Genomic DNA, 19,998 nt, shown 5'->3' on the forward strand with positions numbered 1-19,998 from the left:
TTACGGCAGCGGCAGCGGTGCGGTCGACACCCGTGGCCTTGGCCCGGGCCTTGCCTGCTATACCCCCGAGGCGCTGGACCGCTGCGCCGTGCTGAGCGCTTGGCACGACGACCCTTGTCGCGATCATGGTCTTCTTCCCCAGTTTCGTTGCCTGCCTTCACGGGCTGCGGCAAGCGCCAGGACAGATCATGGATGTCTTTGACAGCTATGCCGCCGGCCCGATCAGCCGGCTGATCCATGTCCGTATCCCGGCCATGTTGCCCGCCTTCTTTGCCGCCGCCCGGATGAGTGTTCCCGCCGCAGTCCTCGCCGTGACGGTGATCGAGTGGCTGGCGACCGGGCGCGGCATCGGCAGCCTGATGGCGCTGTCGGCCTCGCTGTCGGATTACGACATGCTGTGGGCCTCGGTTGTCGCGGTCGCGCTGCTTTCGGTGCTTTGCCATGCCGCCGTGGCCATGCTGGAGCGGCGCGTGCTGCGCGTTTTCGCGGCCGAACAGGCGGTGACATGACCCTGCTGCGCCCAGCCACCTTTGCCATTCCCGGCGATATCACTGCGCTGACGGGCGGCTATATTTACGAACGCCGCCTGCTGGAAGGATTGCGCGATCAGGGCCGCGATGTCCGTCATCTTGAACTGCCCGCCGCGTTTCCCGACCCCAGCCCCGCCGAAATGGCGACGGCGATCCGGCAGTTGCAGGCGGTGCCGCAGAATCGCGTCCTAATCCTTGACGGGCTTGTCTTCGGTGCGATTGATACCGCCGCACTGGCCAGTCTGCGCGCGCCGGTGCTGGCGATGGTGCATCACCCGCTGGCACTGGAGACAGGCCTTGATCCCGTGCGCCGCGACCACCTGTTCCGGACCGAGAGGGACAATCTGCAGCTGAGCCGCCATGTGCTTGTTCCCAGCCCGCATACCCGCGATATCCTGATCCGAGACTATGGCGTCGAGGCGAGCCAGATCAGCATCGCCCGCCCCGGCATAGACCAGCCGACGCTGCCCCCCGTACCTGTCACGCCGCCGCTGATTCTTTCGGTCGGCATCCTGCATCCGCGCAAGGGCCACGACATCCTGATCGACAGCCTGACTCGGATCGCCGATCTGGACTGGCAGGCGGTAATCGTCGGCAGTGCATGGGACCACGACCACGCAAGCGAACTTCACGCCATGGCAAAAGCCAGCGGGCTTGGCAACAGATTGCGGTTGCCGGGCAAAGTATCGGCAGATGTTCAGCAACGGCTGTTCGCGCAGGCCTCTGTCTTTGCGCTGGCTACGCGATACGAAGGCTATGGCATCGTCTTCGACGAGGCGCTGAGCCATGGCCTGCCCATCGTCAGCTGCGCGACTGGCGCAGTGCCCGAAACCGTGCCCGCCGAAGCACGGCTGTTGGTGCCGCCCGATGACACCACCAGTTTCGCCGCCGCGCTGCGCGATCTGCTCGAACACCCGGAAAAGCGGGCCCGTCTTGCCAGCGCGTCAGCCGCGCTGGCCACCGCATTGCCGGGCTGGGCCAACACGGCCCAGGCTGCCGGGACGATGCTGGACGGTCCATGCTTTGACTGATCGGACCCAGGGCAATGGCGCCGCTTATTCCAGGGCCACATTCCCAATGCTTCCTTGTACATCTCCAGAATCGCCTCTTCCTCGGCGATGTCGTCCTTGTTCCGCTTCTTGAGCACCAGCAGCCGGAAAGCTGCGCCGCGGATGAATGGGCGAAAAGCGCGCTTAGCCGAAATTGCTGATCGCAAAGCCGCCAATTGCTGCGTATGCCATGCTGCGTCATCGCAAGACCGCCTTCCGCCCATCTCCCTTGGGCGAGAAGGTAGAGCCGAAACTTGCCGCCATGCAGATGTCGAGCCGGGAGAGATCGTCGAGAGCGGTCGGGATGACCGGCTGCTAGTCCGCGCCATTCCGGACCGGCAGAATTGCCTCATCTTCGACCCATGCCCGCCAGCCGTCACGAGGCATCAGGCGCAGCTAGGCGCCATCGGTCTGGAAGGCCAGATTCTGATGCCAGCCGGCCCAGCCGGGCCAGCCACCGGATACCCCGGAGGCTAGGATATAGCGGTCGCGATCGTTGGGGCTTGCAGGTGCTGCGGTCTGGCTGCGGCTCTTGACTGAAAGCTGGACCAGCCCGTCGAGCAGGCGCAGGGCCTTGTTATGGGCGGCACGTTTCTGCGCCAGCGCCGCCATCAGGTACGGGAGTAGTTCCATAGGCCTTCCGGTGCTGCGGCACCACATAAGCCTGCTTTTCAAATCGTGATTCGCGCCGCATGACGCAGATCTTGCAGCAGCATTGATCTGGCTGACTGCGCCTCTTTGCCGGATAGTCTGAGAATATAGCTTGGATGCCAGCTGATCAGAACAGGACCGCCGTCCATTGCCTGCTCTGACTGGCCGCGACGATTTTGAAGTGGGCCGGGGTTGCCAGTCAGGGCATACGCGGCTGTTGCGCCAAGTGCGAGCGTCAGGCGTGGGGCGACAAACCGACGCTCAAGATCAAGCCACCATCGACAATGCTGAACCTCGCCGCGATTGGGATTCTGGTGCAGACGAAGCTTTCCGCGCGGCTTGAACTTGAAATGCTTGACTGCATTCGTAAGCCAAACAGCGCTAATCTCTGCCTCTTCCATTAACTCGCGCAGCAGCGTGCCTGCGGGTCCGACAAAAGGACGACCCTGCAGGTCTTCCTGATCGCCCGGTTGTTCGCCGACAATCATCAGCGCGGCATTTAAATCGCCTTCGCCCCAGACCGTTTGCGTCGCGGCCTGACATAGATCGCAGCGGGTGCAGTACATTGCCGCATCTCGCGCCTGATCCAGCGTTTCGGGCATATTGGCTACCGGCATGGCGGGCAGCTTGTCCAGAATGCGCGTTGCGCGCTGTGGCGGATCCGTCGGCATGGCGGCGCGCATGGCGGCGACGCGGGCATCGGCTTCGGCCAGCATCTGTGGGATCAGGCGCGTTTCAGGCAGGTTCTTCCAGTATTTGACCGGCATTTCCGATTTCATCGCAGAAATCTTGACCCGCGCCGGATTGAAGATATTGCGGAAGTAAGTCGCCCACAGCGCCTCGCTGGCGTCGTCAGGAAGATCGGGGCGCTGCTGCGGGGCGGGTCCGAAACCAAGCACGCCATCGCGGAGGGTGACGGTCATCTCCGGCGTTGCGATCAGCCAGTCCATATCTGCAAAACGTACCGCGAAGAAGCGTGCGGCACGTTCGGTGATGAAATGCTGCGGCTCGAACCAGGCGGCGAAGCTGCGACGCAATCCTTCGGTCGGCAATTCGCGAAAGCGAACAAAGGCGTGCATCTTGTGAATGTCGCGGCGGACTGATTTTTCCATCCGCCGTAGCCGTTGCGTAAGTGGATCGCCGGGGTTGGACAAGGCGCGGCGGTCGTACTGATGACGCAGCAGCAGTCGGTAAGCAAGTGCCGGGGCCTGCGGATCGGAATGGCACAGGACCGCGCCTGTCAGATCAATTAACGCCTTGCTTGCCGTCACCTCGTAAGCGCCGTCATTTGCCGGTAGCGGATCGAAACCGAAAAGCCCGGTCCCGGCCAGTTCTCGTGTCCACTCTACTTTTTCGGCGAGGATACGGTGGCTTGCCAATCGCCGCGCGGCGTCGCGCCAAGCCGCGTTCGTCGACCGACCGGGCAGATGGACGCGATACATCAGAAAAGCGACAATTGCCGAGGCGCAGCGGCAAATCGCGCCCGCAAATTATCGTTGTCCGTCAAACCACCCGGCGACCAGTCGGGGAGGGCGACGAAGGGCCGTGCTTTCTTCATCACCGCACCGATCCGCAACAGATCGGCATAGCGCACCGCGCCGGACCGGCGCGCGGCGATGATCCGGTCGACGGTCCGCGTGCCAAAGCCGGGAACGCGCAGCAGCATCACGCGCCCGGCGCGATTCACATCGACGGGAAAGCTGGCGCGATGCGCAAGCGCCCATGCCAGTTTCGGATCAATCGCCAGATCAAGGTTGCCATCTTTGCCGCCTGCTGTGATTTCATCCGCCTCGAACCCATAGAACCGCATCAGCCAATCGGCCTGATACAGCCGATGTTCACGCATCAAGGGCGGCCGGATCAGTGGTAGCGCAGCGGAACTGTCGGGGATCGGGCTGAAGGCGGAATAATAGACGCGCCGCAGACGATAGCCCGTATAAAGCCTTGACGCGGTTGCCAGAATGTCCCGGTCGGGACTCGAATCCGCGCCGACGATCATTTGCGTCGACTGACCCGCAGGCGCGAATTTTGCGGGGCGTTTGCCTCCATGGCTGCGGTCACGGCTGGCCTCTTGAGACAGGCGGACGCCTGCCATCGCGGCGCGGATCGTTTCCGGCTTCTTTTGCGGTGCAAGCTGGCGGGTGCTGCTGTCCTTTGGCAGTTCGATATTGATCGACAGGCGGTCGGCATATAGTCCGGCTTCATCGATCAGCTCCTTGCTGGCTTCGGGAATCGTTTTCAGGTGGATATAGCCCTTGAAGCCGTGATCCTGCCGCAGCATCCGGGCGATGCGCACCATGTCGGCCATGGTATCGTCCGGGCTGCGGATGATGCCAGAGCTGAGAAAAAGTCCCTCGATATAGTTGCGTCGATAGAATTCCAGCGTCAGCGTGACGACCTCTTCCGGCGAGAAGCGCGCGCGTTCGACCCTGCTGGAGACGCGGTTGATGCAATAGGCGCAATCGTAGACGCAGAAATTCGTCATCAGGATTTTCAGCAGGCTGATGCAGCGTCCATCCGGCGTATAGGCGTGACAGATGCCCGTCCCACCGGCGCTGCCGATACCACCACTGAGTGCGTCCCGGCGTGTGGTGCCGCTGGACGCGCATGAGGCATCGTATTTTGCCGCATCGGCAAGGATTGCCAGCTTATCCTGAAGGGTTCTGCGCATGGAACAAAAATAGAACAAACGGCGCGGTGCACAAGTTGATTTATTCTTATGGCCGAGCAGGGCAGCTGAAAGGCGCTAGATCCTGCGCATCTCGGCCTGCGCAACTATCGGCCCGGTCGCGACGCCGCCCGGCGCGCCGCCGGCTGGTTCGTCGGTGATCGCCAGCGTTGCGTTCGCGACAAGTATTCTCAGATCTTCCGGGATCGGCATCGCGGCCTGCCCCTGATGTGGCATGACGCCCAGCGAGATGGGTGCACGATCGCCCTGAATCAGCCAAAGCTCGAAATCGCGGCCTTGTGCAGGTGGTTGACCCGCGACGGAGATCCGCATCTCGCCATCGGTTTCATCATAAAGCGCGGTCAGTCGAACGGTGCTGTCGGCTGATACCATATCCGAAACCCAGAGGTTCCGTTCGGTTTCAGGACCTGGCTGCCCAAGCCACAGAAGGGCAAGCAGCGCAATGGAAGCACAGACAGAACCAAGAGAAAGCCATTGCCAGAACCTGACAGAGCCTGCAGGCGCTGTGCGTTCCGGGAATAAGCGCCTTTCCAAATTGTTCCAGACCTTGGCGGGCGGGCTGACCGGTCGGACCTCATCCGCGATCGGGTCGAAATGCGTCTCCCACCGTGCGACCTCGGCCACCAAAGCCGGCTCATTCAGAAGGCGGCGCTGAAACGCCTCACGCTCCGCAAGTGGCAATGTGCCGAGAACGTATTCGCCAGCCGTGGCGATGTCGCGGGGATCAGGTTCCGGGGCGTCATCGGTCATCTGGTCAGACACTCCCTCAGCTTGATCAGGCTGCGCCGAAGCCAGCTTCTGACGGTGTTCAGGGGCGCACCGAAGCGTTCGGCAAGTTCCAGATAGCTTTCGCCTTCAACATAGGCGAGGCGCACGGCCTCGGCGCGGGCAGGTTCAAGCTCGGTCAGACAGGCCTCGATCCGCCGTCCTTCTGACCGCATCAAGGCTTGATCCTCGGGGCCGGGACTGTCATCGGCCAGAAGCTCTGCCACATCAAGATCACCGCCGCCCGGCTTTCGCCGCCGCAAGGTGTCGATGGCAAGGTTGCGCATCATGGCATTCATCCATGCCAGCGGACTTGCCACCTGCGGGGCATATCGATCGGCGTTGTGCCAGATTTTTACGAACACCTCCTGCAAGACATCTTCCGCCTCTGCCCGATCCTTCAGGATACGCAGGCCGATCCCGAAAAGTTGCGGCGAGGCGCGGCGGTAAAGCTGCTGGAACGCCGCCCGGTCCCGCAACGCGACCCGTCCGAGGAGATCAGCAAGCTTTTCCGTTTCCGAGGTCATCAGCAGGTCCGGTTTCGTCAGGGTGAGGATGCAACGGGAGCAAGATCACTGCAAGCGGGAGTCGATTTTCACGAAAGCGTGAGCGGCGCAACAAAGCCCGCTGCCGTTTCGTCCCTTCGTAACCAGACACAGGAGGATGGAATGAATGTCTTGAATTTTGCTGTGACTATCGCGTTTGCTATGGTGGCCACGGCCACCGTTGCGCAGGATATGCCGGCGACTGTCGCGGATATCGTTATGGAATCCGAAGACCACACCACCCTGGAGCAGGCCGTTGTAGCTGCCGAAATGGGCGAGGCGCTGATGGGCGAAGGCCCGTTCACTGTCTTTGCGCCGACCGATGCTGCCTTTGCGGCACTGCCGGATGGCGCACTTGAGGAGGCCTTGATGCCCGAAAACCGGGACAAGCTCGTCCAGATCCTCGGCTGCCATGTGGTTGAGACGCGGGCTCTGGCCGCCGATGTTGCGCAGATGATTGCGGACGATGGCGGCAGCCACCCCGTGACGACAATTGGCAATTGCAGTCTGAACCTGACGCTTGACGGCGACATGGTGAAGATCAACGACGCCGTGACCGTCACAGCCGCCGATCTGGAGGCCGGCAACGGCGTCGTTCACGTTATCGACGGCGTTCTTCTGCCAGCGATGTGATCCTGCGGCGGATAAGGCTGATCCGGGCAACGGCCATGCTGGGCCCGGATTTCACTTGACTTGTTTCGGGGTTGATATTGAAGCGTTTGCGCATTGCGATCATTGGCAGCGGCATCTCGGGTCTGGGGGCGGCGTGGCTGCTTGACCCGCATCACGATACAACTCTGTTTGAGAAAGAGCCGAACGCGGGCGGGCACGCCCGCACAGTGCGGGCAGGGGGCGTTGATGTCGATACCGGCTTTATCGTCTGCAACCGCCGGACCTATCCGCTGTTCATACAGTTGATGGAAAAGCTTTGCGTTCCGCTGGGGCGTAGCGACATGTCCTTCTCGGCCAGCTTCGAGGGCGGGGGCTATGAATACGGCACGTTCTCGACCCGCGCGATGTTCGCGCAGCCGATGTGCCTGATGGATGCCGGACATTGGCGGCTGATCCGCGATATCCTGCGTTTTTTCCGCCACGCTCCCTCGCGACACGCACATGAGGGCAGCATCGGTGATCTGATCCACGAGATGCGTCTGGGAACCGAATTCCGCGACCGTTTCCTTCTGCCGATTTCGGGCGCGATCTGGTCGACGCCAACCGCCGAAATGATGCAGTTCCCGGCAAGCACCTTTGTTCGGTTTTTCGACAATCACGGGCTTTTGTCGGTGCGCGGTCAACCGCAATGGCTGACGATGAAAGGTGGATCCCAGACCTATGTCAACAGGATCCTTGAACAGGTATCGAGCGATGTGCGCCTGTCCTGCCCGGTCTATTCGGTTCGGAGAGGGACCGATTTCATCCTGATCGCCAGCCCGCGCGGGGAGGAGCGCTTCGACAGGGTTGTTTTTGCCACCCATGCGCCGCAGGCTTTGGCGATGCTGCAGGATGCCGACAAGGATGAGACCGCGATACTTGGTGCGCTGCGAACGCAGGCGAACCGGATGGTGTTGCATTCCGATCTACGGCTGATGCCGCGACGCCGCGCGGTCTGGGCGTCGTGGAACTATGTCACGCAGGGGACGACGCCGACCACGGATCAGCCGATCAGTCTGTCCTATTGGATGAACCGGTTGCAGAACCTCGAAACGCCGCGCCCGCTGATCGTGACCCTGAACCCCGAGATCGAGCCGATGCATGTCCATGACGAGGCCAGCTTTGCCCATCCGCAGTTCGACGCGGCTGCCATCGCCGCCCAAGCCCGCCTCGGAGAAATCCAGGGCCTTGGCGGTATTCACTATGCCGGTGCATGGACTCGTTATGGTTTTCACGAGGACGGGTTGCTGTCGGCCCTGCGCGTGGCGCAGTCGATGGGGATCGAATGGCCGCTTGGCCCAGATCCATGGGCGGCGCCAAAGCAGGTGGCTGCATAATGGCCGATCTCTGGGATGGCGCGTTGATCGACGCCGCGATCTGGCACGCGCGGGCGGGTGATGTGACGCGGCAGTTCCGTTATCGCTCGCTTTACGCGGCGCTGCCGGTTGACTCGCTGGAGGCCGGTCGCCTGCCGTTGCGACCTGACAGACCGGGGCTCTGGCGGTTGCGACGGCTCGATCACGGTGCTCGCGATGGCAGCCCGCTGACCGACTTCATCCAGTCGCAGTTGGCGCCGGTCGATCTGGCACATTGCCGGACCGCCTTGGTCACGATGCCGCGCGGTTTGCTTCACGGGTTCAACCCGGTCAGCTTCTGGCTGGCGCGGGATGATCTCGGCTTGCGGGCGGTGCTGGCCGAGGTGACGAACACCTTCGGCGAAAGCCATCTGTATCTTTGTCGTCATGCGAATAATCGCGTGATCGAACCGGGCGATCGGCTGTCCGGCGAAAAGCTGTTTCACGTCTCACCATTCTTGCCGCGCGAGGGGCGCTATGCCTTTCGCTTCGATGCCGCGCCGGGCCGCTTCGGGGCCTGGGTGGACTGGTTCGGCAAGGATGGCAAACTGCGGCTTCAGACCTCTATGACTGGCAAGGCGCGCGCGCTAACCGCCAAGGCCCTGCGCCGCGCCGCGTTGCGCCATGCATTTCAGCCGCTGCGCGTGACCGGCCTGATCCACTGGCAGGCAGCAAAGCTGTTTTTGCGCGGGATACGCTATCGCACCAAACCATCACAGCTTGAGAGACGCCGATCAGAGGCGACGACGGAGAGATCGGATGTTTGAAGATCGCATCAGGTCCGAATTCCTTCGCAGCCTAGACGGTATTCGCTTTGGCCGGTTGCGCCTGACAACCCCCGACGGCGCGACCCGCGTTTTCGCAGGCGATCAGCCCGGACCGGATGCCGCACTGACCATCTTGGACCGGCGCATGGTGCCGGCGCTTGCGGCAAAGGGCGATATCGGCCTGACCGAGGCCTATCGCGACGGCTGGTGCGATACGCCCGATCTGACGGCGCTGCTGACCCTGGGGCTGATGAACGAGGATGCGCTTGACCGCTATATCTATGGCAAGCCCCTGCAGGCTTTGGCGATGCGGCTGCTGTATCTGCTGAACCGCAATACGCGGGCGGGCTCGCGCCGCAATATCTCGGCTCATTACGATCTGGGCAATGACTTCTACGCGCTGTGGCTGGACGAAACGATGACCTATTCCTCGGCTATCTTTGCCGAGGGTGACAATCTGGCGGCGGCGCAGCGCCGAAAATACGACCGCATCATCGAAGGGCTGTCAGGCGGATCGGGTCGTCTGCTTGAGATAGGCTGCGGCTGGGGCGGCTTTGCCGAACGCGCACTGCAGCGTGGCGATTTCGCGCTCAAGGGGCTGACGCTTTCAAGCGAACAGGCAGCATATGCCCGCGCGCGTCTGGGGCAGGGGGCCGAGATCGCGCTTCAGGACTATCGCGAGGAGAAAGACCGCTTTGACCATATTGTGTCCATCGAGATGTTCGAGGCCGTGGGCGAGAGGTTCTGGCCCGTCTATTTTGGCAAGCTGGCCGAGGCGCTGAATCGTCAGGGCCGTGCAATGATCCAGACGATCACCGTCGCCGACCGCTATTTCGACCGCTATCGCAAGGGCGGCGACATGATCCGCAGTTTCATCTTTCCCGGCGGCATGTTGCCTTCACCCACGCAGTTCCGGGCTGGGGCGGAACGCGCCGGGCTGCAGATCGACGACAGCTTCGGCTTTGGTCGCGACTATGCCCGCACGCTGGCGCATTGGCTGGATCGGTTCGATGCGAAACGCCCTGAGGTCCGGTCTATGGGCTTTGACGAGGCTTTCATCCGCGTCTGGCGCTTTTATCTGGCCGCCTGCATTGCGTCCTTCGCCGTTGGCCGGACAGATGTGATGCAATACCGGCTGACTCATGGCTGAAGCTGCGCCGGGCCGCGGCGATCTGGCGGCTTATAGCCTGCTGGCCTTCCCTTTGGCCTTTGGCGGATTGCCGCTTTACATCCATGCGCCCGACTTTTTCGCGACCGAAAGGGGCGTTCCGCTGGCCACGCTTGGGCTGGCGCTGTTCTGGTTGCGGCTTTTCGATGCGGTGGTTGACCCGGTGGTGGGTTGGGCAGGCGACCATTGGCCGCGTACCAGGGGTGGGTTGATCGTCGCCGGTTCGGTTCTGCTGGCCTGCGGGGTCACGGTTTTGTTTGTGCCGCCTGCGCTGCCCGTGCTGATCTGGTTCGCGCTGGCGATGGCTCTGGCCAGCCTTGGGCATAGTGTGATTTCGGTCAATCTGATGACGCTTGGCGGCCTGTGGCGACGAGAGCCGGGGCAGAAATCGCGGATCAGCGCCGCGCGAGAAGGGTTCGGGCTGGCCGGGCTGATCCTTGCGGGGGTGCTGCCCTCGGCCTTGCAGCCGCTGATCGGGCGGCAGGCGGCGTTGCTGGCTCTGGCCGCCGTGCTGGCCGTCACGCTGCTGATCGCTCTGCCGATCTTTCGCGGATGGTTGGCCTCGGTCAGGTTGCAGATCGCCGTGCCGCCCGATGCGCGGCCCGACTGGCAAGCTCTGATGCCGTTCTATACCGTGGCGACGCTGGTGCTCTTGTCAGCGGCCTTTCCCGCCGCGCTGATCCTGATGCTGGTGCGCGATCTGCTGGGGGCCGAGGCATTGGCCGGCACCTTCTTGCTGACCTATTTTGTCGCGGCACTGCCCGGCGCGGCCGTGGCGGGCTGGCTGGCCGGTCGCATCGGCGCGGTGCCGGTCTGGTCGGTAGCGCTGATCCTGTCGATGGCGGGCTTCGCATATGCACTGACGCTGGGGCCGGGCGATGTCGCCGCCTTTTTCGCCATCTGTCTTGCCACCGGCTTCTGTTTCGGTGCTGATCTGGTCCTGCCGCCCGCCATCCTGTCCGACCGGATCGAGGCCACATCGACGCAAGCCGCCGCGACCCGCGCCTATGCCGTGCTTGGTTTTCTGACAAAGGTTGCGCTGGCGCTGGCAGGCGCGGTCGCCCTACCGCTGCTGCAATTGTCGGGCTTTCGTCCGGCAGAGGCGAATGACACCAATGCCCTGCGGGCGCTGCTGCTTCTTTACGCCGCCTTGCCCCTGCTACTGCGTGGGATCGCTGTCACGGCTTTGATCTTCCTGCACAGAAAGGGCGCGATATGAGCGAGCGGATCTGGATCATGGGTGCGTCAGACGGGATCGGCGCGGCGCTCGCCCGTCTTTGGGCGGCGAGGGGTGCCGATGTGATCCTGTCGGCGCGGTCGGCAGACAAGCTGGCCGATCTGGCGCAGGATCTTGGCGGGGCAGAGATGCAGCCATGCGACGTGACCGACCGCGAAAGCCTCGCCAAAGCCGCCCGGCAGATCAGCGCGAGCGGCAAGCTGGATCGGGCGATCACACTCGCAGCGCTTTACGACCCGGGCAAGGTGATGGAACTGGAGGCGGATGTTGCGGCCCGGATCGTTGCCGTCAACCTTACCGGCAGCTTCAACTTTGCCCGCGCCGCCGTCCCCCTGTTGCGGCAGGGTGGGCAGCTTGCGCTGACCGGATCGGTTGCGGGCTATGTCGGCCTGCCGCAGGGCCAGATCTATTCCGCGACCAAAGCGGGCGTTATCAATCTGGCGGAAAGCCTGCGCGCCGAACTGGCCCCCGAGGTCGATGTCCGCCTTATCAGTCCCGGCTTTGTCGATACGCGGCTGACCCAGAAGAACGATTTCGACATGCCCGCGCTGATACAGCCAGAGGATGCAGCGGCAGCCATAGTCAAAGGCCTCGACAAAGGCGGGTTCGAGCTGCATTTCCCGCGTCGGCTGACATTGCCCCTGAAATTTCTGCGCGCGCTGCCTTACGGGCTGGCGCTGCGCCTGACCAGAAGGCTTGTAAGATGATGTCTCGATATCTGCCCCATCTGACGCTGCTGTTCGCGATCCTGTTCGCGCTGTCGCCGCTGGCCAGCGACGGCTTCAACGGCTTTAAACCGGACCAGTTTCCTGTGGTGCAGGAGCGCTGGCCGGTGCAGCCAGCCGGATGGGCCTTTTCGATCTGGGGGCTGATCTATCTGTGGCTGATCGCAGGCAGCGCCTGGGGTCTTAGGAAGGCATCTGATAATCCCGACTGGCAAGCGATGCGCATGCCGTTGTTGATCAGCCTGTTCGTTGGCACGTTCTGGATCGCTGCCGCGAATGCCTCGCCCACTCTTGCGACGGTGATGATCATCGTGATGGCCGTCGCAGCAATCATCGCCTTTTTGCACGCGGGCGACAGGCAGCCGTTCTGGCAGGTCGGTCCAGTCGGCCTTTATGCCGGTTGGCTGACCGCAGCGACGGGCGTCGCGATTGCCGTTCTTCTCAGCGGCTATGGCATCATGTCGGCGGGTCCGGCCGCGATCCTGCTGATCCTTGCCGTGCTGGCGGTCGCGCTGTGGGTGCAGTCGCGCCGCCCTGCCGCGCTCACCTATTCCATCGCTGTCGGCTGGGCGCTGATCGGCATCGTCGCCGTCAATTGGAGCGCCGAATATCGCCATGTCGCGCTGCTGACCGCTCTGGGGATCGCGGCGCTGGCCGCACTATACCTTTCGCGCGGCTGGCGGGCACGAGGCCGCTGAAGAGGCAGGGGCGCGGACCTACCACTCGACGCGCTCGCCCTTCCAGTCCCAGAAACTGCCGTTGTCTTCGGGCGTCAGGCGGTCGATCACGGCCAACAGGGCTTCGGCGGATTGCCGGGGCGAGATTGTCGGATGGCGCGCGGCATAGTCGCGGGTCAGCGTTGTCTTGACCGTGCCGGGGTGCAGGGCGACGACGATATGCTGCTTTTGCTTCTGCGCGATCTCTATCGACGCGGTGCGGATGATCTGGTTCTGCGCAGCCTTTGCCGCGCGATAGCTGATCCAGCCGCCAAGTCTGTTATCGCCGATGGATCCGACTCGTGCCGATAGCGAAGCAAAAACCGCGCGCGTATCCTCGCGCAACAACGGACTGAAGTAGCGCAGCAACAGCGCCACCCCGGTCGCGTTCAGCGCGAATTGTGCGGCCATGACCTCGGCGTCGATGCTGCGTATGGTCTTTTCCGGTTGCTGTCCGTCGGCCACCAATGCGCCCGTGGCGTTGAAGATGAGGTCAAAGCGCTGATCAGACATCGCATCGGCGGTCAGCGCCACGCTGGCTTGATCAGTCAGGTCCAGCCCGTCGCGGCGCGACAGGCCGGTGACTTCGGCACCGCGACGCCGCAAGTCGTGGGCAACGGCTGCACCGATCCCGCCACTGTCGCCGATGACAAGCGCCTTCATGTCAGCCAACGTGTGGCCATCACTCCGGCCCAAGCCGAAAACCCGGTCAGAAACCCGCCCCAGATCGTATCGGTCACGACCTGCTGCATCGACCAATCGCGCAGCGTCGCGTAATTGGTGAACTCATAGGTGCCATAGCACATCAGCCCGATCAGCGCCCCACCTATCAGCGCTTTGCCCGGTCTTCCCTCGGCCAGTGCAGGAGCCGAGACGAAATACAGAACGCCGACAATATATGCCGCATAGAATGCGGCCGCGGGCATCATACGGAACGGATCGGCAAGAAGATCACCGACGTGACGTTCGAAAATCGGCCGGATGATCTGCGTGATACCGACGATGTCGATGACCAGAAAGATGATCAGGGTCGAGGCATAGAGGATGGCAATCTGCACCGGGCATTCTCCATATTGGGGCTTCCTGAGATATGACGCGCCACGCGCTCTCAAAGTTGCAGGAAAGCCAGGTGATCAGCAGGCTGAAGACGATCATGAATGCGCGGGTCGATACTGCCGGCAACTTTGGGCGACCGGAATGAGTTATTCGGACTGCATGACAGAAATAGCCTGTGGGCCAAAAAGATATGCAAAGCCTTGCCTTCGAACCGGGTCGAAACTGCTGGCGTGTTGCGGCGGCCGATCGGCTGTCCGTCATCGTGGATGGGCAGGACTATTTCCGCATCCTTCGCGAAGTGCTGCTGAAAGCAGAGCGTATGGTCATTCTCGTCGGTTGGGATTTTGACTTCGAGATCGAGATGCTGCCCGGTCAATCTGATGACAACGGCGATGCGCCTGACGGTTTTCCGAACGCCATCGGTCCGTTTCTGGATGCACTTGCGGCGCGACGCGAGGGACTGGATATCTATCTGCTGAAACGGAGCGGGGGTGCGCTGATTGCGCCCGGGCGCATCCTTCCGGCATTCCAGATCAAGCTGCTTTCGCCGAAGCAGCTCCATCTGGCCTTTGACGGCCACCATCCCATCGGCGCCTGCCATCATCAGAAAATCGTTGTTGTCGATGACGCGCTGGTATTCTGTGGCGGTATCGACGTCACCGAAGGTCGCTGGGACAATCGAGAGCATGCATCATTTGAAACATTGCGTCGCTTGAAGAACGGCGAGATCGCGCAGCCATGGCATGACACAACGACGCTGATTTCAGGAGATGCCGCGGCTGCCTTCAGCGAGTTGTGCCGGAACCGATGGGAACGCGCGACAGGCGAGCCGATCGGCGAAGATTTTACACGGGTGGGGATATCTGGCCATCAGACCTAGCGCCGGATTTCGAGAATATCGAGGTTGCAATTGCCCGCACAGCGCCTCCCGAAGCCGATCGCCCCACGGTGACGGAAATCGAGACGCTTTACCTCGACAGCATCAGGGCCGCCCGGGACTGCCTCTACCTCGAGCCGCAATATTTCGCCGCCGACAGTATCACCGATGCCGTCCGGGCACGCCTGCGAGAGCCAGACGGACCCGAGATCGTCGTCATCAATCCACACGCGGCGCGGGGGAAAGTCGAGGATGAGGCGATGCATGTCACCCGCAGCCGCATGATCCGCGACCTGGCGCAGAATGATCCTTACAATCGCTTTCTGATCCTGTCGCCGGTCAATGACGCGGGTGAGGATATCTATGTCCATTCCAAGACCAGCATCATCGACGATGTGTTCCTGCGCATTGGCTCAAGCAATATCGACCGCCGCTCGATGGGGTTCGATACCGAAAGCGATGTGGCGCTGATCGCGGAAAAGGACACGGATCGGCGGCGTATCATCGCGATCCGCAATGACCTTTTGGCAGAACATCTCGGGGTCGAGGCAGATCAGGTCGCTGAGGCGATCGACAGGACAGGCAGTATCATCGCGGCTATCGACGCGCTAAACGACAGCGAAAGGCGCGGGTTGCGCCCGATTACGCCACGCAAGGAAACCCTGCTGGGCAAGTTCCTGTCCGACACCCGGCTGTTCGATCCTCGCTATCGTCAAAGCGCGCAAGCCCGCATCGGCATTACATCACGGCATGTGATGTACGGCTCTGCCGCCGTGGTTGCCGGCGTGCTGCTGCGGCGGCGCAATCGCAGGGCGCGAAGTCGTGGCAAGCGATAGCCACCTTGAGTGGTAATGGGTTGCAATCCCGCGCGGTTGGCTGGACCAAGGCCGGGAAGCGAAGCTGACGACGGAACGGACGCTCGATGACAGGCAGGTTCAACAGGGGATGGGTGCAGCGACTGCGCGTGGAACTGCGCAAGATGTGGGTGCGGGTTGTCCTTTACAGTCTTGCCGGGGTGCTGCTGGCGCTGCTCGCGCCACTTATCGGGCCGATCCTGCCCTATGTCCCGAAAATCGATCTCGCCTCAGGTTCGGTTGACGCGCTGCTCAATATCATCGCGTCCTCTATGCTGGCGGTCACAACCTTTTCGATGTCGATTCTGGTCGGGGCCTATGGCTCGGCCACCTCAAACGCGACGCCCCGTGCGACCAGGCTGCTGGAGGAGGATCGCACCGCGCAGACGGCGGTTTCGACATTTATCGGCTCCTTCCTGTTCAGTATTGTCGGGATCATCGGCTTGTCGGCTGGGCTTTACAGCGACAATGCGCGCGTGCTGCTGTTCGTGGCGACACTTGGCGATATCGCATTGATCGCCTGGGCTTTGGTGCGTTGGGTCAACCACCTGAACGATTTTGGCAGGATGAGCAACATCATCGCCCGGATCGAAACAGCGGCGAAACCCGCCGCGCGCCTGTATCGCGATTATCCTGCGCTTGGCGCCGTACCGCGGTCCGATATTCTGTCTGAGGATGCACCGATGGTTATGGCTGACCAGTCCGGTTATGTTCAGTATATCGATATCGAGAAACTGCAAACTCTTGCCGACCATCTGAAGATGAAGGTCGAAATCCGCCGTATGCCCGGCAAATATGTCCACCGCGGAGAGCCATTGCTGCGCCTTAGCGGTCCCGTGGAGGATGAGGCTCTCGCGACATTCCGCGAGGCTTTCTCGCTTGGCGAAGCGCGCAGCTTCGATCAGGATCTTGGCTATGGGTTGATTGTTCTTGGCGAGGTTGCCAGCAAGGCGCTGTCACCCGGCATCAACGACCCCGGCACGGCCATCGAAGTCTTGCGCGCCGGAACGCGTGTGCTGGAAGTTCTGCACGAGGACCCTGATCCAGAGGCCGAAGTAACCTACGGTTCGGTCTATGCGCCGCCGCTGGACATGGCGAACCTTTATTCGGTCTTCTTCTCTCCCATCGCCCGTGACGGGGCCGCTGTGATCGAGGTGCAGGAGGCACTGCAGGATTGCCTGCGCGCCGTTGCGGATTTTGGTGGTCGCGCGGCCGCGCAGGAAGAAGCGAGGCGAGCCCGAAAACGTGCGGAAGCTGTGCTTGAAGCGGATTGGGAGCAGCAGGTTCTGTCCGGCGCGTGACACAGGTCGCAGTGCCCCAAGGCTAAAGGTCCGCCTGTCATAAGGTTGTTCGTGGTATTCTCGAATGTCCTACATCGGCACCCTTCAGCATGATCATAAAGAAATGAAATTGCTCGTGATTTACTTTATACGGCCGTGCATCAGAGCGATTCTGACGGTGCCAATGCGATGCAACTCACCACCGAAGGCCATATCATGACCAAACCGAACCAGCCCGCCACAGACACCCTGCTGACCGACATCGCCCAGCGCCATTTCCACAGGCTGAAGACGCTGGAGACCCTCAACCGCGACGCGCTGGATTTCCACGATGTCGCCGTCTGGGCGATCCGGCACGCGCTGGAAGAGGCCTATGCCGCTGGCCTCGCCGCCGCCTCGAAATGAACAGGAGCATCGACATGGCCCGCAAGCCCGCCCGAACCAATGACGCCGCCCTTGCCGCCTTCATCGCGAAAAAAGCCGAAATCGACGCGATGCTGGCCCGGCTACAGGCCTTCAGCGAGGACCATTTCGGCGCAGATCCCGAACGGTTGAACTGGAGCGACCTCGGCAGCCTCGAATATCAGGCCCACCTGCTGAAGCAGATCAGCGACTTCGCCTTCCGCGAGGGTGAGCACGCGGCCTGACGGGCTGGCCCGTGCCAACCGCTGAGCCACGCCCCACGCGGGGCCCGGCTCCGTAGAAGCCGACCGCAGCCTGGGGCGGCGATACACGGAGTTAACGATGACCAAACTTACCGACACCCAGACCCTGATCCTGACCCGCGCCAGCGCCCGGCCGGGCAATCTCGCCCTGCCGCTGCCCGAGGGGCTGCGTGGCGCCGCCGCGAAGATGGCTATTGGGCGGATGACCAAGCTCGGCTTCATCGAGGAGGTCGAGGCCAATCTTCGGCGCAATGAGCCGCTCTGGCGTGAAACCGGCGATGGGTATGGCACCACGCTGATCGCCACCGAGGCCGGGCTGGACGCCATCGGCATCGATCCGGTCGTGGCCAAGACCATGGCGGCCCTGCGGGATGCCAAGCCGGAGGTCATCGCCGCTGCCCAGCGCCCCGGCACCAAACAGGCGCAGCTGATCGCCATGCTGCAAGAGCAGGAAGGCGCGACCATCGCTGAGATCGCCGAGGCGACCTCGTGGCAGCACCATAGCATCAGGGGCGCCATTTCCGGCTCGCTGAAGAAGAAACTGGGGCTGACGGTGACCTCCGAAAAGCTCGCCGAGAGGGGCAGGGTCTATCGGCTCGCCGGGCATGTTGGCGCCACGATCCGATAGGATCAGCCCGTCAAATGGCGGCAAAGCTGGACGGAGCGAACCTTCATTTCCCAAGGTCGAATGTCGGCATTGAGGCAGGTGCCGCAATCGTCATTCTTGCGTGATTTGCCATTGGCGGCGGCCATCGAGGAGACGGACAATGGCGGCTATCGCCATGGAACCTAGACATGGCGACACGGAGACGGATTACCGGCCGATCAAGTCGCTCCAGACACCGGAATACTTCTTTCTGTACTTGGGGTCGTCTTCAAGGGAAATCAGGTCTCGCGCCGTCTGCAATACGCCGTCGTCGCCGGTCTCGTCATAGAGGGCGCGCAAGCCAGTGACGATGTCAAAACGGCGCAAGGTGGGATTCTTTTCGTTGATGCTGTCGCGGAACAGATCAGCAAGACCGGCCAGCAATGCCCCTCTGAGCTCCTTTGTCCCGAGGCCGAACTTCCACAGGGACTGAAGGATGTGACGCGCCGTGACGAACATCTCATCGCGGGTCGCCGCGGCCACCTTGCCCAGATCGCGCATCGCGGTCTCGGGCGGGGCGGATTGCGCAAGGTTGGACAGCGTCTGGCCGGCGATCGAGCGGACATGATTGTTGTCGTGCGCCATCAGCGCGACAAATTCGTACCAGGTGGCTTCCGCCCAGTCGACAGGTTTTGGCTTGTCGGTGCGCAGGCAGCCCCTTCTGCCAAGTACCGCGTCCTGCAATAAACCGTGCGCGTGGCTGACTTCGTCCTTGTCGCCATCCCTCAGCGACGTAATCGCAAGTGCAACCGCGTCAGGAAGTTCAGTCTTCCTGAGCATGACCAGCCCTCTTATACTGGACCAGTTGGACAAGATTGCCGCAGCGATCGTCGATCAGGGCCATGCGCACCGGCCCGGCATCCGTCGGTTCCCTGATGAATTCGACACCCAATCGCTTCAACTTTTCGTACTCGCTATCCAGATCATCGACCTGAAAGGAGGCGGCGGGGATTCCGTCTCGAACCAATGCCTCCTTGTAGGGCGGGACGGCAGGATGCTCGCTGGGCTCGAGTAGCAGTTCTGTGCCATCGGGCTTCTCCTTCGATACAACGGTGAGCCAGCGGTGCTGGCCCATCGGAATGTCATTCTTCACCTCGAACCCCAGCTTGCCGGCATAGAAATCCAGCGCCCTGGACTGATCATCGACAAAGACGTTGGTGATGTAGATGCGCATTCTTGTTTCCCTTCTAGAGATAGGTTCCGACCGCGCGGGCGATCGCCTCCCGAAGCGGGCCGAGATTGACCGAATGAGCCTTTGTCCGACCCTTCCACGAAATTTCGATCAGGCCCGCCCGCTCCAGCATGTCGAGATGCTGCGTCACGGTCTGCCGGGCTAGGGGCTGGCCGCCGTCCGCATGCGAGAACGCGCATATCTCAAACAAGGACTGTTCGCCCTGCCGGTGCAGAAACGCCAAAATCCGCCGTCGTTCAGGATGCGCCAGCGCCTTAAAGACGAAGTCGATCCGGTCTTCATCCATACTGCAAGTTATGCAGTAAAATTACTGCATGTCAATCGCATCCGTCACAACGCCGAAAACGGCTGCGGAGCCAGGAGGGCAGCGGTTGTCAAATGCGTCAGGAGTGCCAGCTGCACGCGGGACCCGATCTGTCAGGCGGGACCCTGAAACTCTTTAGCCGGGTAGCCGACCTTCGTCGCGGATGCAGCATTGGTCGCTTAGGTGAAGGTTTTCCGATGCGGGTCGCGTTGGCACGCTGCTCATTGGCGCGACCACGACCCGGGTTGGAAAACCTCCCAAGGTGGAAGCCGCGGG

The 19,998-nt window shown here is 62.1% G+C and carries 24 protein-coding genes and 2 pseudogenes; 15 read left to right on the forward strand and 11 right to left on the reverse strand.

Translation table 11 applies throughout. The annotated features are described in order from the left end of the window. Nucleotides 1-116 precede the first annotated feature (116 nt). Together DFP89_RS18155 and DFP89_RS18160 are read left to right on the forward strand one after the other, a co-directional pair. Nucleotides 117-509, forward strand: a pseudogene (locus DFP89_RS18155) (ABC transporter permease); the annotation flags it as partial. Further along, nucleotides 506-1,561, forward strand: a complete 1,056-nt coding sequence (locus tag DFP89_RS18160; protein ID WP_114350758.1) for a glycosyltransferase family 4 protein — start codon at nucleotides 506-508, stop codon at nucleotides 1,559-1,561. The pseudogene DFP89_RS18155 and the gene DFP89_RS18160, both read left to right, overlap by 4 nt. 38 nt (nucleotides 1,562-1,599) lie before the next feature. Here DFP89_RS18160 and DFP89_RS20925 read toward each other — a convergent pair. From DFP89_RS20925 to DFP89_RS18190, 6 genes and pseudogenes are all read right to left on the reverse strand, one after another. Next, a pseudogene (locus DFP89_RS20925) lies at nucleotides 1,600-1,674 on the reverse strand (GapR family DNA-binding domain-containing protein); the annotation flags it as partial. 301 nt (nucleotides 1,675-1,975) lie between these two features. Then, nucleotides 1,976-2,212: a DUF2793 domain-containing protein gene (locus DFP89_RS18170; RefSeq protein WP_114350759.1), complete on the reverse strand. Its 237-nt coding sequence runs from the start codon at nucleotides 2,210-2,212 to the stop codon at nucleotides 1,976-1,978. Between the two features lie 38 nt (nucleotides 2,213-2,250). Beyond that, complete coding sequence (locus DFP89_RS18175) at nucleotides 2,251-3,672, reverse strand: UdgX family uracil-DNA binding protein (protein WP_220269877.1); 1,422 nt, start codon at nucleotides 3,670-3,672, stop codon at nucleotides 2,251-2,253. After that, a complete protein-coding gene (locus DFP89_RS18180) occupies nucleotides 3,672-4,901 on the reverse strand; it encodes a putative DNA modification/repair radical SAM protein (RefSeq protein ID WP_114350779.1) in 1,230 nt (409 codons plus the stop codon). The genes DFP89_RS18175 and DFP89_RS18180 overlap by 1 nt, the downstream gene beginning before the upstream one ends. A 75-nt stretch (nucleotides 4,902-4,976) precedes the next feature. Continuing rightward, nucleotides 4,977-5,669: an anti-sigma factor gene (locus DFP89_RS18185; RefSeq protein ID WP_114350761.1), complete on the reverse strand. Its 693-nt coding sequence runs from the start codon at nucleotides 5,667-5,669 to the stop codon at nucleotides 4,977-4,979. Then, nucleotides 5,666-6,211, reverse strand: coding sequence for a sigma-70 family RNA polymerase sigma factor (locus DFP89_RS18190; RefSeq protein WP_114350762.1), 546 nt, complete (start codon nucleotides 6,209-6,211; stop codon nucleotides 5,666-5,668). Before DFP89_RS18190 ends, DFP89_RS18185 begins: the two co-directional genes overlap by 4 nt. Before the next feature lie 237 nt (nucleotides 6,212-6,448). On the opposite strand from DFP89_RS18190, the gene DFP89_RS18195 reads away from it, so the two are divergent. The 7 genes from DFP89_RS18195 (at nucleotide 6,449) to DFP89_RS18225 (ending at nucleotide 12,830) form a co-directional block, all read left to right on the forward strand. Continuing rightward, nucleotides 6,449-6,862 carry a fasciclin domain-containing protein gene (locus tag DFP89_RS18195; RefSeq protein WP_281271223.1) on the forward strand — a complete coding sequence of 138 codons (414 nt, stop codon included), beginning with the start codon at nucleotides 6,449-6,451 and terminating at the stop codon, nucleotides 6,860-6,862. Between the two features lie 77 nt (nucleotides 6,863-6,939). Then, entirely contained in the window at nucleotides 6,940-8,217 is a 1,278-nt protein-coding gene (locus DFP89_RS18200) for an NAD(P)/FAD-dependent oxidoreductase (RefSeq protein WP_114350764.1), read from the forward strand. Beyond that, on the forward strand, nucleotides 8,217-9,002 hold the full coding sequence (locus DFP89_RS18205; RefSeq protein ID WP_114350765.1) for a DUF1365 domain-containing protein: 786 nt from the start codon (nucleotides 8,217-8,219) through the stop codon (nucleotides 9,000-9,002). Before DFP89_RS18200 ends, DFP89_RS18205 begins: the two co-directional genes overlap by 1 nt. Further along, the gene (locus tag DFP89_RS18210) at nucleotides 8,995-10,152 is read left to right on the forward strand and encodes an SAM-dependent methyltransferase (RefSeq protein WP_114350766.1); all 1,158 of its coding nucleotides are present in this window, start codon (nucleotides 8,995-8,997) and stop codon (nucleotides 10,150-10,152) included. Before DFP89_RS18205 ends, DFP89_RS18210 begins: the two co-directional genes overlap by 8 nt. Beyond that, nucleotides 10,145-11,389: an MFS transporter gene (locus DFP89_RS18215; RefSeq protein WP_114350767.1), complete on the forward strand. Its 1,245-nt coding sequence runs from the start codon at nucleotides 10,145-10,147 to the stop codon at nucleotides 11,387-11,389. The genes DFP89_RS18210 and DFP89_RS18215 overlap by 8 nt, the downstream gene beginning before the upstream one ends. Then, nucleotides 11,386-12,114, forward strand: a complete 729-nt coding sequence (locus DFP89_RS18220; RefSeq protein WP_114350768.1) for an SDR family NAD(P)-dependent oxidoreductase — start codon at nucleotides 11,386-11,388, stop codon at nucleotides 12,112-12,114. The genes DFP89_RS18215 and DFP89_RS18220 overlap by 4 nt, the downstream gene beginning before the upstream one ends. Continuing rightward, nucleotides 12,111-12,830, forward strand: coding sequence for a tryptophan-rich sensory protein (locus tag DFP89_RS18225; RefSeq protein WP_245948867.1), 720 nt, complete (start codon nucleotides 12,111-12,113; stop codon nucleotides 12,828-12,830). The genes DFP89_RS18220 and DFP89_RS18225 overlap by 4 nt, the downstream gene beginning before the upstream one ends. An 18-nt stretch (nucleotides 12,831-12,848) precedes the next feature. Here the strand turns inward: DFP89_RS18225 and DFP89_RS18230 are convergent, their stop codons facing one another. Continuing rightward, nucleotides 12,849-13,511, reverse strand: a complete 663-nt coding sequence (locus DFP89_RS18230) for an SDR family NAD(P)-dependent oxidoreductase (RefSeq protein WP_114350769.1) — start codon at nucleotides 13,509-13,511, stop codon at nucleotides 12,849-12,851. Continuing rightward, on the reverse strand, nucleotides 13,508-13,906 hold the full coding sequence (locus DFP89_RS18235; RefSeq protein WP_114350770.1) for a DUF2177 family protein: 399 nt from the start codon (nucleotides 13,904-13,906) through the stop codon (nucleotides 13,508-13,510). The genes DFP89_RS18230 and DFP89_RS18235 overlap by 4 nt, the downstream gene beginning before the upstream one ends. A 188-nt stretch (nucleotides 13,907-14,094) precedes the next feature. On the opposite strand from DFP89_RS18235, the gene DFP89_RS18240 reads away from it, so the two are divergent. From DFP89_RS18240 to DFP89_RS18265, 6 genes are all read left to right on the forward strand, one after another. Beyond that, on the forward strand, nucleotides 14,095-14,784 hold the full coding sequence (locus tag DFP89_RS18240; protein ID WP_114350771.1) for a phospholipase D-like domain-containing protein: 690 nt from the start codon (nucleotides 14,095-14,097) through the stop codon (nucleotides 14,782-14,784). Between the two features lie 68 nt (nucleotides 14,785-14,852). Continuing rightward, nucleotides 14,853-15,617 (forward strand): phospholipase D-like domain-containing protein, encoded by a 765-nt coding sequence (locus DFP89_RS18245; protein ID WP_181870390.1) that lies wholly within the window; start codon nucleotides 14,853-14,855, stop codon nucleotides 15,615-15,617. A gap of 86 nt (nucleotides 15,618-15,703) precedes the next feature. Further along, nucleotides 15,704-16,936 carry a DUF2254 domain-containing protein gene (locus DFP89_RS18250; RefSeq protein WP_114350773.1) on the forward strand — a complete coding sequence of 411 codons (1,233 nt, stop codon included), beginning with the start codon at nucleotides 15,704-15,706 and terminating at the stop codon, nucleotides 16,934-16,936. 195 nt (nucleotides 16,937-17,131) lie between these two features. Beyond that, nucleotides 17,132-17,320: a DUF6900 domain-containing protein gene (locus tag DFP89_RS18255; RefSeq protein WP_114350781.1), complete on the forward strand. Its 189-nt coding sequence runs from the start codon at nucleotides 17,132-17,134 to the stop codon at nucleotides 17,318-17,320. A gap of 14 nt (nucleotides 17,321-17,334) precedes the next feature. Further along, nucleotides 17,335-17,562 (forward strand): hypothetical protein, encoded by a 228-nt coding sequence (locus tag DFP89_RS18260; protein WP_114350774.1) that lies wholly within the window; start codon nucleotides 17,335-17,337, stop codon nucleotides 17,560-17,562. Nucleotides 17,563-17,659: 97 nt separating this feature from the next. Continuing rightward, nucleotides 17,660-18,208, forward strand: a complete 549-nt coding sequence (locus DFP89_RS18265; RefSeq protein ID WP_114350775.1) for a DUF3489 domain-containing protein — start codon at nucleotides 17,660-17,662, stop codon at nucleotides 18,206-18,208. Nucleotides 18,209-18,394: 186 nt separating this feature from the next. On the opposite strand, the gene DFP89_RS18270 is transcribed toward DFP89_RS18265, so the two are convergent. From DFP89_RS18270 to DFP89_RS18280, 3 genes are read right to left on the reverse strand one after another with little or no spacing between them, the layout of a single operon-like run. Beyond that, entirely contained in the window at nucleotides 18,395-19,006 is a 612-nt protein-coding gene (locus DFP89_RS18270) for a hypothetical protein (RefSeq protein WP_114350776.1), read from the reverse strand. Continuing rightward, complete coding sequence (locus tag DFP89_RS18275) at nucleotides 18,990-19,400, reverse strand: VOC family protein (protein ID WP_114350777.1); 411 nt, start codon at nucleotides 19,398-19,400, stop codon at nucleotides 18,990-18,992. The genes DFP89_RS18270 and DFP89_RS18275 overlap by 17 nt, the downstream gene beginning before the upstream one ends. 13 nt (nucleotides 19,401-19,413) lie before the next feature. Beyond that, a complete protein-coding gene (locus tag DFP89_RS18280; protein WP_114350778.1) occupies nucleotides 19,414-19,704 on the reverse strand; it encodes an ArsR/SmtB family transcription factor in 291 nt (96 codons plus the stop codon). Nucleotides 19,705-19,998: the final 294 nt, after the last annotated feature.

The organism is Paracoccus lutimaris (assembly GCF_003337565.1).
In the GTDB taxonomy this organism is placed as follows: Bacteria; Pseudomonadota; Alphaproteobacteria; order Rhodobacterales; family Rhodobacteraceae; genus Paracoccus; species Paracoccus lutimaris.